At 63.6% G+C, this 15912-nt stretch carries 15 protein-coding genes and 1 riboswitch; of the genes, 5 read left to right on the forward strand and 10 right to left on the reverse strand.

Annotated features, from left to right (window positions below; translation table 11 throughout):
* Nucleotides 1-26 precede the first annotated feature (26 nt).
* The 5 genes from ACLRGI_RS18520 to ACLRGI_RS18540 all read right to left on the reverse strand — a co-directional run bounded on the left by ACLRGI_RS18520 (nucleotide 27) and on the right by ACLRGI_RS18540 (nucleotide 5259).
* Nucleotides 27-1385 carry a molybdopterin molybdotransferase MoeA gene (locus ACLRGI_RS18520; protein WP_419203007.1) on the reverse strand — a complete coding sequence of 453 codons (1359 nt, stop codon included), beginning with the start codon at nucleotides 1383-1385 and terminating at the stop codon, nucleotides 27-29.
* Nucleotides 1382-2323: an NTP transferase domain-containing protein gene (locus ACLRGI_RS18525; protein WP_419203008.1), complete on the reverse strand. Its 942-nt coding sequence runs from the start codon at nucleotides 2321-2323 to the stop codon at nucleotides 1382-1384. Before ACLRGI_RS18525 ends, ACLRGI_RS18520 begins: the two co-directional genes overlap by 4 nt.
* 43 nt (nucleotides 2324-2366) lie before the next feature.
* Nucleotides 2367-2867 carry an HNH endonuclease gene (locus ACLRGI_RS18530; RefSeq protein ID WP_419203009.1) on the reverse strand — a complete coding sequence of 167 codons (501 nt, stop codon included), beginning with the start codon at nucleotides 2865-2867 and terminating at the stop codon, nucleotides 2367-2369.
* A 431-nt stretch (nucleotides 2868-3298) separates the two neighbouring features.
* Entirely contained in the window at nucleotides 3299-4135 is an 837-nt protein-coding gene (locus ACLRGI_RS18535) for a M23 family metallopeptidase (protein ID WP_419203010.1), read from the reverse strand.
* A 6-nt stretch (nucleotides 4136-4141) separates the two neighbouring features.
* Nucleotides 4142-4371, reverse strand: a riboswitch (cyclic di-AMP (ydaO/yuaA leader).
* 192 nt (nucleotides 4372-4563) lie between these two features.
* Nucleotides 4564-5259 carry an iron-dependent transcriptional repressor DtxR gene (locus ACLRGI_RS18540; RefSeq protein WP_419203011.1) on the reverse strand — a complete coding sequence of 232 codons (696 nt, stop codon included), beginning with the start codon at nucleotides 5257-5259 and terminating at the stop codon, nucleotides 4564-4566.
* A gap of 303 nt (nucleotides 5260-5562) precedes the next feature.
* Between ACLRGI_RS18540 and serC the strand changes: the two genes are divergently transcribed.
* Nucleotides 5563-6693, forward strand: a complete 1131-nt coding sequence (gene serC, locus ACLRGI_RS18545; RefSeq protein ID WP_419203012.1) for a phosphoserine transaminase — start codon at nucleotides 5563-5565, stop codon at nucleotides 6691-6693.
* A gap of 68 nt (nucleotides 6694-6761) precedes the next feature.
* Here the strand turns inward: serC and ACLRGI_RS18550 are convergent, their stop codons facing one another.
* The 3 genes from ACLRGI_RS18550 to ACLRGI_RS18560 are packed head-to-tail and all read right to left on the reverse strand — an operon-like array spanning nucleotide 6762 to nucleotide 9093.
* Entirely contained in the window at nucleotides 6762-8072 is a 1311-nt protein-coding gene (locus ACLRGI_RS18550; RefSeq protein ID WP_419203013.1) for an MFS transporter, read from the reverse strand.
* 43 nt (nucleotides 8073-8115) lie between these two features.
* Nucleotides 8116-8700, reverse strand: coding sequence for a DUF3027 domain-containing protein (locus ACLRGI_RS18555; protein ID WP_419203014.1), 585 nt, complete (start codon nucleotides 8698-8700; stop codon nucleotides 8116-8118).
* 9 nt (nucleotides 8701-8709) lie between these two features.
* Nucleotides 8710-9093: a cold-shock protein gene (locus tag ACLRGI_RS18560; protein WP_090820714.1), complete on the reverse strand. Its 384-nt coding sequence runs from the start codon at nucleotides 9091-9093 to the stop codon at nucleotides 8710-8712.
* A 226-nt stretch (nucleotides 9094-9319) separates the two neighbouring features.
* On the opposite strand from ACLRGI_RS18560, the gene ACLRGI_RS18565 reads away from it, so the two are divergent.
* The 3 genes from ACLRGI_RS18565 to ACLRGI_RS18575 all read left to right on the forward strand — a co-directional run bounded on the left by ACLRGI_RS18565 (nucleotide 9320) and on the right by ACLRGI_RS18575 (nucleotide 13812).
* Entirely contained in the window at nucleotides 9320-9535 is a 216-nt protein-coding gene (locus tag ACLRGI_RS18565) for a hypothetical protein (RefSeq protein WP_419203015.1), read from the forward strand.
* 97 nt (nucleotides 9536-9632) lie between these two features.
* On the forward strand, nucleotides 9633-12098 hold the full coding sequence (locus ACLRGI_RS18570; RefSeq protein ID WP_419203016.1) for a helicase-associated domain-containing protein: 2466 nt from the start codon (nucleotides 9633-9635) through the stop codon (nucleotides 12096-12098).
* A 55-nt stretch (nucleotides 12099-12153) separates the two neighbouring features.
* Nucleotides 12154-13812 carry a DNA repair helicase XPB gene (locus tag ACLRGI_RS18575; protein ID WP_419203017.1) on the forward strand — a complete coding sequence of 553 codons (1659 nt, stop codon included), beginning with the start codon at nucleotides 12154-12156 and terminating at the stop codon, nucleotides 13810-13812.
* A gap of 55 nt (nucleotides 13813-13867) precedes the next feature.
* Here ACLRGI_RS18575 and ACLRGI_RS18580 read toward each other — a convergent pair whose 3' ends face one another.
* Both ACLRGI_RS18580 and ACLRGI_RS18585 read right to left on the reverse strand, forming a co-directional pair.
* Nucleotides 13868-14089, reverse strand: a complete 222-nt coding sequence (locus ACLRGI_RS18580; RefSeq protein WP_419203018.1) for a hypothetical protein — start codon at nucleotides 14087-14089, stop codon at nucleotides 13868-13870.
* A gap of 112 nt (nucleotides 14090-14201) precedes the next feature.
* Complete coding sequence (locus ACLRGI_RS18585) at nucleotides 14202-15125, reverse strand: LysR family transcriptional regulator ArgP (RefSeq protein ID WP_419203019.1); 924 nt, start codon at nucleotides 15123-15125, stop codon at nucleotides 14202-14204.
* 68 nt (nucleotides 15126-15193) lie between these two features.
* On the opposite strand from ACLRGI_RS18585, the gene ACLRGI_RS18590 reads away from it, so the two are divergent.
* Nucleotides 15194-15829, forward strand: a complete 636-nt coding sequence (locus tag ACLRGI_RS18590; RefSeq protein ID WP_419203020.1) for a LysE/ArgO family amino acid transporter — start codon at nucleotides 15194-15196, stop codon at nucleotides 15827-15829.
* The last annotated feature ends 83 nt before the right edge of the window (nucleotides 15830-15912 follow it).

The raw sequence follows: 15912 nt of genomic DNA on the forward strand, positions 1-15912 counted from the left end.
AGGACCCGGGCCGCTGCACGCGGCCCTCAGGCGTCCAGCGCGCTCCAGTCCACAGGGCCTGAAGGAGCCTTTCGTTGTTGCCGGGGGGCGGCCTTTCGGGTCTTGTCCTCCGGCGCCTTCGGCACGGGCAACGGCTTACCCCACGGTAAGGCGAAAGCGGGAGCCATTTCGCCCAGCTGGACTCCATGGGGCGGCACCACCATGACCCCGTCCGCACCGGCCAGGCCACGCATCATTCCGGGGCCGGCATGTTGCGTCGGCGATGCCAGCCCGTACACCAGCTTGAAGGGCATCAGGCGGGTGCGTCCAGGCTCTGCATCGATGGTGGTTCCGCAGGGAACCTCGCCTACTTCTTCCAAGCGACTGTGGCCCAAGGCGGCCAGCAGTGGCGCACCCACGGTAAACAACGCCATCATCGCGGCGAGCGGATTTCCCGGCAGTCCCAAGACGAACCGGCCATCGGGCAGCTCCGCCAGCACCGCGGGATGCCCCGGACGCATGGCGATGCCGTCGATCAGTAGTCGTCCCCCAAGCTCAGCCACGGCCTTGCGGAGGTGGTCGGTTCCCGAGCGTCCGGTTCCACCCGTAGTAATAACGACGTCGGCAGGCGGTTCCGCTTCAATGTACGGTTCGTCCGGTGCCAGCTCGTCAAGCATCGGCTCGGTGTCCTGGAGGGCGGACATCCACTCCTCGTAGCTGTCCCCCACACGGAGCTGCTCCCCTGCGATGCCGCCCAAGAGTTCGACGACGGCGCCAAGTTGGGGCCCAAAGGTGTCCCTGACCTGGCCGGGCAGGGGAACTCCCTGGGCCACGACTTCCGAACCCGTCAGGAGGAACCTGACCAGTGGCTTTCCGAGCACCTCCAGCTGGTCCAGACCCGCCAGCGCTGCCAGCGCGATGTGTGCCGGATTCAAGACGGCGCCGGCTTTAAGCAGGACGTCACCTTCAGCGGCTTCTTCTGCAGCTTTGCGGATGTGTTGGCCGTTGCGGGGCTCCCCCGGCTTGGCGGTGCCGCCGAGCGCAAGAACCGGCAGGCCGTCGTCGTCCTTGGTAATGACACCGCTCTCACTGCGCAGCACTGCCTTGGCCCCGGGCGGGATGAGCCCGCCGGTAACAATGGGGCTCGCTTGGTGCGGTGCCAGCCTCTGTCCGGGCTCACTCAGGATCCAGGGGCCACTGCCGTTAACCGCCCACCCGTCCATAGCCGACGAAGCATAGTGGGGCATGTCCTGCACTGCCAGGGCATCCGAAGCCAACGTGCGTCCCAGGGCGGAGCTGAGCGGCACGGGCCCCGGCGGGATGGGAGAAGCAACATCGAACGCACGCTGCCGGGCCTCATGCCAGGTGTGTGCCGCGTGATGGCCCTCCTTGGGGGCATCCGTCATTCCGGGTCAGTCCCGGACTCCGAGTACTCCTTGGCTACTTTGCGGGCCAGTTCCAGGGCTGCGTTCATGGACGCGTCATCGCTGGCCTGACCGATCCCGCGGGCCATGCCTGCAGCATATCCGGCAATGAACGTGGTCAGGGGCGCAGCAGGGCGCACCACTGAATGCGCTGCTACTCCTGCAACGGCGAGAACCTCGTTGATGTCCACTTCCACGCCCTCAAGCTCAAAAGCCTGCAGCAGTGTGCGGCACCATTCCTCGAGGGTCTCTTCCTGGCTCTTCACGTCCGCCTCCAACTCGTAGTCAATGCCCAAGGCCGCCGCGTCCTCCCACGTATCCACGTCATCCGTGGAACCAGCGGGGACGTCGACGTCCAGAACGTTCAGCCTAGCAAGCAGCCGGAACACTGAAGAGTTCGTTAACCCGGAACCTTCGGAAGCTACAGCCACTTCCCTTTCCAACGCCGCTGTACGGTAGACCCCCAGGAGTGGTTGCTTACGCCCATCGGGAGAGACGGCCATGACTCCTTCCACCCTGGGGGCGGACGCGACGGCGGCCAAAAGAAGGCCGACACCGCGGGAGGCATGAGGCATATCGCATGCCAGCACCAGCGTCCAAGGCGTGCTCGAACTGTTCTCGTTCAACGCGGCCAGTCCAGCCGCAATGGCCGCCGCAGGCCCTGCAAAAACTGGTTCCTCGCGTGCCCGCAGAACCTTGGCCGACTGTCCGCCAGTTTCAGAGCTTCTCCCGGCACCGCCCCTTCCGATGTCGCCTGCCACGGACGCGTCCGGCCCCACCACAACCACGGCCGAAGCACCCCGGGCAGCCTTCAGGGCGTGCGAAAGGAGGGTGGCGCCGTCGTACTTCAACGATGGCTTGGGCACGCCACCGAGGCGGGTGGCCCGGCCACCCGCCAAAATCACGGCATTGAACTCCATCCGCCCAGATTACCCGGGACGGACGGAGACCAGCAGAAATCGATCAGGCAGCGGATTCCGGCAACAGGAACGGGTCCCAGTCCGGCGCAGGTTTCTCGAGTTCTTTGATCTGCCACATGGTTCCCTGGGGCACGCCGGGCGTGAAACGGAGTTTCCAGCCCATTTCTGCCAGCGTGTGGTCGCTCTTGGCGTTATTGCATTTCAAGCACGCCGCAACCAGGTTTTCCCAGGAATCCGCGCCGCCCCTGGATTTGGGGTGGACGTGGTCTATGGTGTGGGCTGTTTTCCCGCAGTAGGCGCAGCGGTGGCCGTCGCGGCGGAGTACCCCGCGGCGACTCACGGCAGTGATCTTGTTGTACCGGGGACGGATGTAGCGGTTCAGGAGGATCACGGATGGTCTTCCGAGAATCTCCTGCGGCCCGACGACAGGCTCGTCGCCTTCGGCCACTACGCTAGCTTTTCCAGTCAGCACAAGGACCAGCGCCCGGCGGAATGTTATTACCGCCAGCGGTTCATATCCAGCATTCAGAACGAGTGTGCGCATGCACGTACCTCTTCACGGCCGCACCCGTCAGGGGCACGAGGGCCGGCTGCCCTCTGCATGTACGGGCTGTGGATCGACAACATAAGGGTAAGCACTTATATGCCGTATCAACGAATTTTTCTGTCGATTCGTCAGCGGTGTCGGCAAGAGTTCATGCGCGGTTAAGGGAGGTGACGGAAATCGAGGGCCGCCTATGTGCGGCCATCACCTACATTGAGGGAGGGAACTCCCCCGACACACCGAGCCTGCAGCGTGTCGGGCGGCTCTCGAATTCACAGTGGGTGGCCACCGTACGGAGAATTCGCCCATGTAGGTAATCAGGCCGAAAGTCTGCAGCGCCGCGTGCAGGAGTGCTAGTGGGCGTCGTTGCCTTCAAGTCACATTCCGGTCACGGAGTGTCCCTCGAATGCGAGAGGTGACCATCAAGTGGCTTAGAGCCAGCTCATGGGGTCTACAACTTCACCGTTGACCTGGACCTCAAAGTGGAGGTGGCAGCCGGTGGAAGCGCCCGTGGTGCCGCTGAAGGCGACGTTGTCGCCACGGTTTACGGTCTGGCCTACTTGGACGTTGAGGGAAGACAGGTGGTTGTACGTGGTTTCGAGACCATTGCCGTGGTCGATGACAACGCGGTTGCCTCCCCCGTACTCGTGCCATCCGGCGAAAGTGACTTTGCCACTGGCTGCCGCGTTCACGGATGTCCCGCACTGGGCTACGAAGTCCTGCCCGCGGTGGAAGTCACCGGCGCCGCCCGTGAGGGGGCTGATGCGGTACCCAAAAGGTGACGCCGTGGTGAGCGAGGCAAGAGGGCTGGCCATAGTCCCAACGGATGAAGCGCGCTGGATGCTTCCGGCCGACTGCGCGCTGAGCAGCTGCTTCAGCTTCCCGTCGGGGTCTGCGGTAGTAGCGACGGCGGCGCGGCTGAAGTCGATCTTGGCTGACGCGGCAGCGGAAACCTCAGGCTGGCTGCCCGCAGGGGCGGCAACGGCAAGGGCAGACTCAGTCTGGCCTGATTCCGAAGTGGCCATAACCGGGCTGGTGGCGGGCAGGCCGACAGTCAGGGCAAGTCCGGTTGCGGCAAGCGCAACACCGGCCTTCTGCCCTACGCCGCTGGCAGCGGCGAAGTCGGCAACCTGGCGCAACGGGCTCTTACGGCGGCGCACCTGACGCTCGGTGTCGCGAGGCCGGATCTCCGTTACGACGGTGGCTGGCCGCAGCTCAGCAGCGGGGCCGGACGCGCGGCGACGGCCCCTGACGTTCTGCGATGTCAATCTCTGTTCCTCTCTCAAAAGCCTGCGAAGTTAGCTGTCGGATTCGGGTCAGAGAGTACAAAGACCCGGTCCGCACGAGGCGCTCACGGCACACAGGTATCCCAAGAGGGACTTGCATACGTGGGCACTTCTGCTGCGGACTTCACCCCAAGGCTGCTTCTTTAGACAGCCGCTTGTGGTTCCCCCGCCTCTGCCAGTGGTGGTGACACACCTTGATCCGCTGGCAGAGCTCGGCTCCGGATCAGGTAACGCTTTGGTATCAGCGCTAGTAGATAACTATAGGGGATTAAGGCCCTCGGTAATAAATTCGTTATCAACAGGCGCGGGCTCCAAGGCGCAGCCCTTTATCATCAATTCCGAAAAACCGCAGGTCACACGCGCGCTCAAGGCCCAAAAGTGAGGTTTGACACGGCATTGGTCATTGGTGGTTAGCTGAGGGAGACGAAGACGTGTGCAGCAACCTCAGGAGGTAGCTCCAAGGCGCCCTCGATACCCGGGACCCGGACCGAGATGTAGTCGCCAACGCGTTCCAGTGAGACGGTTGCGCCTGGACGGATTCCGCCTTCATCCAACTGTGTGAGGAGCTCGGGCTCTACCTGGATGGGCTCGGCGAGGCGGCTGACCACAACACGGGAATCGATGGCATAACCGTCCATCGCCTGCAACAGATTGACATCCAGCCGGGAGAGAGGCTGGATCGCGAGGCCACCAAGCGCTTCAAGTCCCGGGATGGGGTTGCCATAGGGGGACTCCGTGGGGTGCTCCAGGAGCTCGTATAGCCGACGCTCCACGCGCTCACTCATGACATGCTCCCAGCGACACGCTTCATCATGCACGTAGGCCCAGTCGAGGCCAATAACGTCGGCCAGCAGGCGTTCCGCAAGGCGGTGCTTGCGCATGACTTCAGTGGCGCGCTTCCGGCCCACTTCGGTCAATTCCAGGTGGCGGTCGTTGGACACGATCACCAGGCCATCGCGCTCCATGCGACCAATGGTCTGGGAAACAGTGGGTCCGGAGTGGCGCAATCGCTCGGCAATTCGGGCCCGAAGAGCCACAATGTTTTCTTCTTCAAGCTCCAAAATGGTCCGAAGATACATCTCAGTGGTATCGATCAGATCCGTCATCCAGCTCAGCTCTCCTCGAACGCAGTTCCTTGCGTAATCTCCACCGTACCGCGTCCCCAGCAAGGGCGGACGGTGTGCCCGCCGCCCCATGAACGCCAACCACCAGCCTAGCTTATTTGGAATTACTCTGGATAATTTCGGTCGGATCGTGGTCGCATCGTGTTCGTCCACGTTCCACGTGGCGGACTATGACGGCCGCAGGTTCCTGCGCCCGGGCCGGGTCAGGCAGAATTGTGGTGTCGAAGGGGCAGTAGATGCCCCCTGCCACGACCCATCTCTAGCCGATACCCATTGGAGCCCTACGTGAGCGACAACAGCATCACCATTCCTGCCGACCTGCTGCCCAAGGACGGACGCTTCGGCGCTGGACCGTCCAAGGTTCGCCCGGAACAAATCGAAGCGTTGTCCGCCGCGTCGAACACCATCCTCGGCACTTCCCACCGTCAGGCTCCGGTCAAGAACCTCGTGGGCTCGGTCCGGGAAGGGCTCAGCGAGTTCTTCCGCGCTCCTGAAGGGTATGAGGTTGTCCTCGGCGTCGGCGGTTCGACGGCGTTCTGGGACGTGGCCGCATTCGGCCTGGTGGAGAAGAAAGCCCAGCACCTCTCCTTCGGCGAGTTCGGCTCAAAATTCGCAGCCGCCACCAACAAGGCACCGTTCCTTGACGCTTCGTCCATCATCAAGGCTGAACCCGGCACGCGCCCCGTGGCAGCAGCCGAGGCCGGCGTGGACGTCTACGCGTGGCCCCAGAATGAAACATCAACCGGTGTGGCCGCTCCCGTGAAGCGCGTCCACGGTGCCGACGAAGACTCCCTCGTCCTGGTGGACGCTACCTCCGCGGCAGGCGGACTGGACGTCGATGTCGCCGAGTCCGACGTCTACTACTTCGCCCCGCAAAAGAACTTCGCCTCAGACGGTGGCCTCTGGTTGGGCCTCTTCTCCCCCGCCGCCTTGGAACGTGCGGCCCGGGTGAAGGCCAGCGGCCGCTGGATCCCTGACTTCCTGGACCTGCAGACCGCCATCGACAACTCCAAGCTGAACCAGACCTACAACACCCCTTCCCTGTCCACCTTGGTAACCCTGGACGCCCAGGTGCAGTGGCTCAACAACAACGGCGGCCTGGATTTCGCCAGCAAGCGCACGGCAGATTCCGCCAACCGCATCTACTCCTGGGCTGAGGCCTCGGAGTACGCAACGCCTTTCGTCGCCAACGCCGAAGACCGCTCCAACGTCATCGCCACCATCGACTTCGACGACTCCATTGACGCCGCAGCGATCGCCAAGGTCCTGCGCGCCAACGGCGTGGTGGACACCGAGCCATACCGTAAGCTCGGCCGCAACCAGCTCCGTATCGCCACCTTCGTGGCCATCGAGCCGGAGGACGTCTCGGCATTGCTCGCCAGCATCGACTACGTGGTGGGCGAACTGAAGAAATAGCATCACAGGCTGAGGTGTCGGCGTCGTGCGGGTAGTTCCCGGACGGCGCCGCCGCCATTTAAGGCGTGTTAAGCGCCCTGCCGGCTTGCGCCGTCGTCGTCGTCCGTTTCGGGACGGGCAAGCAACGACTCCAGCCGGAAGTGCTTAAGGCCGCGGGCCCTGCGGTCAAAGCGGAGCCTCAGCTGCTTGGCGCGGATGATCCACAGCAATCCCACGACGGCGGTGCTGACGCCGGCAACCGCCGCAACGCCAACGGCCCATCGAGGTCCACCGACGTTGGCCACCCAGCCCACCAACGGCGCCCCGATGGGAGTGCCTCCCATAAAAATGGCCATGTAGAGGGACATGACCCGCCCGCGCATCACTGGCTCCGTAGTGGATTGAACGTAGCCATTGGCGCTGGTGATCAAGGTGAGGGCGAACAAACCGCAGGGAACCAGGGCGAGCCCGAAAAGCACTGCGTTGGGAGCCAGTGCGGCGAGCGCGCTGGCTGCCCCAAAGCCGCCGGCGGCCCCGAAAATCAGCCTGAGGCGTGGCCGTCCGCGCCGGGCAGCCAACAGCGCACCGGTGACCGATCCTATGGCCATGACTGAGTTCAACGCTCCGAACGCGCCGGCGTCCATGCCGAACTGAGTGCCGACCATCGCGGCGATGAACAGCGGAAAGTTGAGCCCAAACGTGCCCACAATGAAGATCGCCACCAGGACGATCTGGATATCCGGCCTGTTCCTGACGTAGCGCAGGCCTTCCCGGATACGACCTTTGCCGGCCGCAGCCCTCGGCTGGATCCGGAGGGACGATGCGGGAATGAGTTTGAGCGCCCACAGCATGGCCACGAAAGACAGGGTGTTGATGAGGAACACCCAGCCCGGTCCCACCAGCACGGTCAGTACGCCTGAAACAGCGGGTCCGATCATCCGGGCCACGTTGAACGAGGCGCTGTTGAGGGCAACTGCGTTGGGCAGGTAATCGTCGGTGACGAGTTCGGAGACGAAAGTCTGTCGGACGGGAGCATCGAGGGCAGTCACGATTCCCAAGAGCAGGGCAAAGAGGTAGACGTGCCAGAGTTCGGCGATCCCCAGCAGCACCAGCACGCCCAGGCCGGTGCTGAGGAGGGCCATGGCCACCAAGGTGAGGAGAAGCAGCCTCCGCCGGCTATAACGGTCGGCCAGCAATCCCGCCCACGGAGCGAGGAAAAGCTGGGGACCCAGTTGGAGGGCCAACGTAACGCCCATGGCACCGGCGTCATGCGCTGTCAGGTGATCGAAAACCAGCCAGTCCTGCGCAGTACGCTGCATCCAGGTGCCGATGTTGGAGATCAGCGCGCCGACGAACCAGATGCGGTAGTTGAGGATTCCGAGTGACCTAAAGGTGGACATCAGCGTCCGCCTTCACTGTGGTCACCCCGGGTTTCCGCAATGCCTATTCAGCCCCGGCTTCGTCGTCGGCTTCGTCGTCCGGGATTTCAGCTTCCTCGGAATCAGCGGCCTCATCAGCCGGTTCAGTGGCTTCGTCTTCGGCCGCCTGCACGGATTCTTCCGTGACGTCCTCAACGGTCTCTTCCACCAGCGGGGTCTCATCCTCCGGGCGGACGCGTTTGGCCCACGGCACCCATTCGGGAGCCAGGATGGAATCCTCGGAAGGCAGCAATCCAAGCTCGCTGACAGTCACGATCTTGGAGCGCGAGTTACGGGTCACCACGGCGTACCACTGCCAGCCCCCGTATCCGGCGAGCCGGGATTCGAACAGGTGGGTCACCACGCGGTCGCCTTCGGACTTGGCGCCAAGGTGCGCCCCGACTTCGCCCGGGTTGGCTATACCTTCAACTGCCTCACGCGCAGTATCGACGGCGGCAGCCAGGAAGGCGTCCGGCTTACCGGTACGCCACACGGGCAAACCGGCGCGGGGCTTGGCCGCGACCGGTTTCCGCGCGGGGGCGTCCCCGTTTCCAGGAGCCTGGGCAGCGTCAGGGCCGGCCTTGGTTTCCTGTGCGGATTCCGTTGTCATGGCCGAGTCCTAGGCTTCCAGCTCGTCGGCAACCTTGCGCAGTGCCATGCTGATGGCCTTTGCCTTGTTGCCATCGGGGTACTTGCCTGAAGACAAGGAGCCGGAGAGGTTATCCAGCACGGTGACAAGGTCCTGCACCATAGGCGCGAGGTCCTTGGCGTTCATGCGCTTGGCTTTGGCAATGGACGGCGTCTTTTCCAGGACACGCAGCCCCAGTGCCTGTGCTCCGCGGCGGCCATCAGCCACACCGAATTCCACACGGGTTCCGGCTTTGAGCTCCGTTACACCCGCGGGCAGGGACGTCTTGGGCAGGAATACTTCCTGGCCGTCTTCAGCCGCGAGGAATCCGAAGCCTTTTTCCTTGTCATACCACTTGACCTTGCCGGTAGGCACGTAATCAACCTTCTTCGTTCTTGCTTTGGGAGACACGTCGGGCCGATCACCGCATCCGCAGGGACCTGCGGGATCGAGGGTGACAGCCCGGTCCGTGTTGGTCTGTTCCCTCAAGGTTATCCTGCCGGACCCCCTATTCCTGCTTTGCCGCGACCACGCGGTACGCGAAGAGGGCAACAACTGCAGCAATGAACCGCCTTCGCGTGCTGCTGCTAGCGTTGTGGGCATGACTTCCCCGGGTTACCGCCGCCCCATCATGATCATCGCCGCCGTCATTGCCGTCATTTCCCTGGCTGCCGTTGGCACGGTCATGGCTGTGGCATTCAACGGGGGTGTGCCGCCGTTATGGGTGACGTGGACGGCGCTTTACGGACTACCAGTGGCCTTCATGCTCGCGGTAGTCCTGGTACTTGACGCAGTCCGCCAGCGCCGCCGGCAGTAACATCCAGCGCCGCCGGCAGTAATATCCAGCGCCGCAAGCACTAACCTCCTGCCCCGCTGACGCGCACGAGCGGCCCGGGGGCGGTAACGTTGGATTGATGTCCCTTATACGCGCGCTCAGCAAGGAACTCGAAGCGCGCAGCGACAATTCGCTGCGGGCCTTGTTTGCCGCGCGACCGGACCTGATTTCCCCCATGGCTCCTGACTTCCCGGCTTTGGCCGCGAGGGCAAGCGCACGGGTCAGCGTCCAACGGGCCCTGGAGCGGCTGAACAAGCCTGAAATGCAGGTGCTGGAAACACTGCACCTGTGCACCAATGCCGATACCGGGCACAGTATTTCCGCGGCCGGGCTGAAGAAGGTCATTGCCGGTTCCACTCTTTCGGCGCTGGAGCCCATCCTCGCCAAATTGCAGGAATTGGCACTGGTACATAGGGCAGATCCGCCCACCGGTTCGCCAGCCACCGCGTCGCGTCAGCGCTTCTACCTTCCAGTGGGCAGCCTCAAGGACGTCATCGGCATCTACCCGGCCGGCCTCGGGCGGAGCTACACCGAGCTTGTACGGCTCCAACCCGCCTTTGCCCAGCGGGTAGTGCAATTGGTGGCCGAGCTCCACCAAAGTGGTGCGGGAATCCACCCCGCCAGCACTCCGATGGACGCGGCTTTGGCACTGCAGCGCTGGACTTCCACTCCCGAGAACCTGCGTTCCATCCTGGCCACGGCACCGGACCGGACCGTGGGCTTGTTGGACAAGTTCGGCAGCTGGGCCATGGGCGCAGTACCCCAGGCACAGCGCCGGGCTTCGGTGACCCACGAAAGTCACGACGTCGGCCCCATCGATTGGCTGTTGGCGCGCGGCTTGTTGGTTCCCTTGGACGCCGGCCACGTGGAGCTCCCCCACAGCGTGGGCCTTGCCTTGCGTGGAGGGGCAATCGTGGATGATTTCACGCTGGCGCCACCGGTTCCGGAGCTCGGCCATACGAGTGCTGCCCTGCGACGCAACGCGGCAATGGGGGCCATCGCCGAAATCCTGCGATTGACTGCTGAGCTGCTGTTCGCAGTACGGGACCAACCCCTGGCTACCCTCCGCAGCGGCGGTGTGGGTGTGCGCGAACTGCGGCGTTTGGCTGAATCCATCCGTTTGGGGGTCCATGAAACGGCCGTCCTCCTGGAGTTGTGCGCCATGGCGGGGCTGCTTCGCTTGGATGTGGACAGCTCCACATGGATTCAGCCGCCGACGCTCGAATGGCTTAACCTGCCCCGGCAGGAACAGTGGCTCTGGTTGGTCAACGCCTGGCTGGCGAGCGAGCGGGCGCCGTCCCTGGTGGGGCAGCCACTCACCGGCCCGTCGTCGACGACCGCCCATCAAGGGGCAGCCGGCACCACCATCAACGCTTTGTCCGCGGAGGCGCAGCGGCCCGACGCCCCGGTGGTACGCCGTCGGGTTCTGGAAATCCTGAACGAGCTCACGGTTGAGGCCGAAGCACCGGATGGGAAGGCGCCGGTTTTGGATGCCAGGGCCGTCCTCCAGCGGGCCGAGTGGGCGCAGCCGCGGATGTCCCGCCGGTTCAGTTCCCTGGTTCGGGGCATCTTGGAGGAAGCCACACTCCTGGGCCTGATGGGCTCGGGCGCCTTGACCCAGTTGGGTTCGGCCATCGCTGACGGCCAGCCGGAAAAGGCCATGACCATCCTCGGTGAGCACCTGCCTGCTGCCGTTAACCACATCCTCCTCCAAGCCGATCTCACGGCTGTGGCGCCCGGGTATCTGGCGCCGGAACTCAGCGAGACCTTGCTGTTGATGGCCGATGCCGAGGGACAAGGTCCTGCGTCCATCTACCGGTTCTCTGCCACCACCATTCGCAGGGCGCTCGACGCCGGACAGGATGCGGAATCACTGTTGGCGTTCCTCCGTGAGCATTCCGCTACGGATGTGCCCCAGCCTTTGGAATACCTTGTCCAGGACACTGCTTCCCGGCATGGCCGGCTCCGTATCGGCACGAGTGCCAGCTTCATCCAGAGCGACGATGAAACTGCCATCACCGATCTCCTGCTCGAGGCCCGCACATCCGCTTTGAGCCTGGTGCGCATCGCCCCGACTGTCCTGACGTCCTCTGCCAGTCCGCGCGAAACAGCGCGTGTACTCCGGGAGCTGGGGCTCTCGCCCGCGGTGCAGGAGGCCGAGCCCGCCGTCGTGCGTTTCAAACGAACCACAGCGGTGCCCGGGAGCGTGCGGCCCGTTTACACGGCGCCGCGAACGGCACCGCCGGACGACGACGTCGAGGCACAGCTTTCAGTCCTGCGGCAGCACCGTGCAGTCCCGGCCGAAACAGCGGGCGAAGCCTCCACCCAGCTCGGCTTGGAGACCCTCCAAACGGCCATCCGGCTCAAACAGGCGGTCACCATGAACGTGGTGGACAGCCTGGGGAATGCCAACACAGAAACCGTTGTTCCTGTATCTGTCTCCGGTGGGCGCGTCAGGGTGTTCGATCCCGCCAAGGACACCGAACGGGTGCTGTCCATCCACCGGATCATCGATGTGGAACCCGCGGGAGAACTGCGTTCATGAAAACCGCGCCGTGATGCTGCGCAAGTGAGGATTAAACCCCAGTGAGGATTCAACAGTGACCGACGGTCCGCTGATCGTACAAAGTGACAAGACCATCCTGCTGGAGGTCGACCATGAGCTGGCTACGGAGGCCAGGCACGCCATCGCCGCTTTCGCCGAGCTGGAGCGTGCCCCCGAACATATGCACAGCTACAGGCTGACGCCGCTGGGTCTCTGGAACGCCAGGGCGGCAGGACTGGATGCGGAGCAGGTGCTGGATACGCTGCTGAAGTACTCCCGCTTTCCCGTGCCACATGCGTTGCTGATCGATATCGAAGAGACCATGTCGCGCTATGGCAGGCTCAGGCTTGAGAAGGATGCCCAGCATGGACTGGTGATGCGGACCGACGACTACCCGGTGCTGGAGGAAGTCATCCGTGCCAAGAAGATCGCTCCCCTGTTGGGGCCGCGGATCGATGGTGAAACTGTGGTGGTGCACTCCTCCCAGCGTGGACAGTTGAAGCAGCTGCTCCTCAAGCTTGGGTGGCCCGCTGAAGACCTGGCCGGCTACGTTGACGGGCAACCGCACCTCATCATGCTGGACGAAAGCGGATGGCAGTTGCGCCCGTACCAAAAGCTGGCCACGGAGAACTTCTGGGCTGGCGGCAGCGGCGTCGTCGTGCTTCCTTGCGGTGCTGGAAAGACGTTGGTGGGCGCGGCTGCCATGGCGACTTCCTCCACCACCACGCTCATCCTGGTCACCAACACTGTCTCTGCACGGCAGTGGAAGGATGAACTGCTCAAGCGGACATCGTTGACTGAGGACGAGATCGGCGAATACTCCGGCGCGGTCAAGGAAGTCCGGCCCGTCACCATAGCCACCTATCAAGTCCTCACCACTAAGCGGGGCGGGCTCTACCCACACCTGGAACTCGTGGATGGGCACGATTGGGGACTCATCATCTATGACGAGGTCCACCTGCTGCCCGCGCCGATCTTCCGGATGACCGCGGACCTCCAGGCCCGGCGGCGGCTTGGCCTCACGGCAACGTTGGTTCGTGAAGACGGCCGGGAAGGTGAAGTCTTCAGCCTCATCGGTCCCAAGCGCTACGACGCGCCGTGGAAAGACATCGAGGCACAGGGCTACATTGCGCCCGCCGACTGCGTGGAAGTCCGGGTGGACCTTCCACGCGACGAACGGGTTGCCTACGCCATGGCAGATGACGCTGACAAATACCGCCTCTGTGCTACCTCGGAGACCAAGACCAAACTTGTCGAAGACCTGGTTGCAGTCCACAAGGGCGAGCAGTTGCTGGTGATTGGCCAGTACATCGACCAATTGGACGAGATCGCTGAACGGTTGGACGCTCCACTGATCAAGGGTGAAACCAGCGTCAAAGTGCGGCAGAAACTCTTCGACGCGTTCCGTAAGGGTGAGATCCATACCTTGGTGGTGTCCAAGGTGGCCAACTTCTCCATCGACCTCCCCGAAGCTTCGGTTGCCATCCAGGTGTCAGGTTCCTTCGGCTCCCGGCAGGAAGAGGCCCAGCGGTTGGGACGCCTGCTGCGTCCCAAGCTGGACGGCCGCGCAGCGCGCTTCTACTCCTTGGTGGCGCGGGACACCCTGGACCAGGACTTCGCCGCGAAGCGCCAAAGATTCCTCGCTGAACAGGGCTATGCGTACAGGATCATGGATGCCAAAGACGTGGGTAAGGACGTCGGGCAGGAGCAGTAAGCCATAACTTCGGGGCTGGTGAAGGGCGGGCTGGCCCAGCCGGAAGACCAGCGCCTCAAGCGACCATCCGGCCGGTGACCTCGATCTTGACGTGGTCCACCACAGCCCATCCGTCCTCATCGCGGAGCTGGGCACTGGCGAACCGCTCGGCGGCGTCCAGGTCCTGAAAATCCTCGCGCCGGATGCGGCCCGAATCGGTATCCAGGTACGTCACGTGGAACTCCACGTCACTGTCACGGTGCTGGTGGATGCTTGCGGGAGCTGCTGTGTTTGCCATGTTTTAAGTGTGGAGCGGGGCACTGACATTTTTAGAAGCATCCGTGGGCGTGTTCGGATTTTGGGGATGCAGTGAGTCAGGGTTTCCACAGATACTTAGGATTTACGCAGATTCAGGATTTCCGCAGGTACTGCGCGGAAATGTCGCGGACCGTTTCGCTAAGTACGTCCAGCAGCCGGGACGATGTCCGCCACCTCTGCCAGTAGAGAGGCACATCGAAGGGGCGATCGGGAGCCAACTCGATCAGCCGGCCGTCTGCGATGTCCGACCCGCACTGCACTTCCGGGATCAGCCCCCAGCCGAGGCCCAGCCGGATCGCGTCGCCAAAGTCCTGTGAAGCCGGGACGTAATGGCGGGGTCCCTTCCGGTCGGGGACCGGCTCACCCTGGGCTTTGAACGCCGACTGTACGAAAGCCCACTGGTAGGTGTCCTTGCGGTCGAAGTCAACGGTGGCCGCTGCATTCAGGGTGGGCCCGTCCAATCCCTTTTCCACATCCGGGAAGCAACGGTCCACGAAATGCGGGGCCGCAACCGCGCGGTACCGCATGACGCCTAGGCTCTCCACGCGGCATCCCTGAACAGGTTCGGGCGTGGCGGTCACTGCGGCCATGACTGTGCCCGAGCGCAGCAACGATGTGGAGTGCTGTTCGTCATCCCTGTGGAGGTCGAAGGTGACGTTGAGCTCGCCCGGCACTTGGGCCAGCGCCTTCAGGAACCATACGGCCAGCGAATCAGCATTGACCACGATCGGTACGGCCAGCTGCGCTGCGTCGGCACCCAACCCCAGTTCCCGCCCGGCGTCGGCTTCCAGTTGTGCCACCTGCCTGGCCAGACGCAGCACTACCTCCCCTGCTTCGGTGGCTTGGGCCGGGTTGCTGCGTTTCAGCAGGACCCTGCCGGCCGACTGCTCCAGCGCCTTCAGCCGCTGGGAGACCGCCGAGGGCGTGATGTGTAGCAGCCGCGCAGCAGCATCCAAGGTGCCTTCCGACAAGACAGTGGCGAAGGTGAGAAGTTGCTCGGAAGGAAATTGCGGCATAAGAAGATCTTACGCAGCATGAGAATCTTTAGCTGGTCTAAAGAGACTGCCGTACGTAATTTCGAAGGGTGAACTTTACTGATTTCTTCCACTCCGCCGGGCTAGGCATGGCCACTGGCCTGGCCCTCATCGTTGCCATCGGAGCGCAAAACGCGTTCGTGCTCCGCCAAGGAATTCGCGGCGAGCACATCATCCCTATCGTGGCGGTCTGTGCGTTATCCGATGCCGTCCTTATCGCAGCCGGAGTCCTTGGCACCGGTGCCCTAATTACGGCAGCGCCGGCCGCCGTCGTCGTTCTTCGCTATGTAGGGGCAGCCTTCCTGGTGACGTACGGGATCATGGCCGCGCGCAGGGCGTTACGCCCGCAGTCACTGACGGCCAGCCAGGAAACAGCCAACGACGGCGGTGCGAAGCGAGGCCTCGCCGCGGCCGTCACCACCGTCCTGGCGTTGACGTGGCTCAACCCCCACGTCTACCTGGACATAGCGCTTCTTGGCTCGATAGCCAGCGCCCAAGGTGCCCAACTGCAGTGGTGGTTCGGGGGCGGCGCCATGCTGGGCAGCATCCTGTGGTTCTCCTCGCTGGGCTTCGGGGCACGCTTCCTCCGGGGCTTCTTCGCCCGCCCGTTGTCTTGGCGGTTCCTGGACGGCGGGATCGCCATAACCATGGTGGCGCTGGGAGCGGGGCTGGTGCTGGGGGCCTGATTCGGGCCAGGGGCTTGATTCGCGAGCCGGGACGGTCGTCGAAGTCACGCAGACGGCTCACATCCAGCGTCCAGAGAACTCCC

This window comes from Paenarthrobacter sp. PPS72, assembly GCF_048537125.1.
Lineage (GTDB): Bacteria > Actinomycetota > Actinomycetes > Actinomycetales > Micrococcaceae > Arthrobacter > Arthrobacter nitroguajacolicus_E.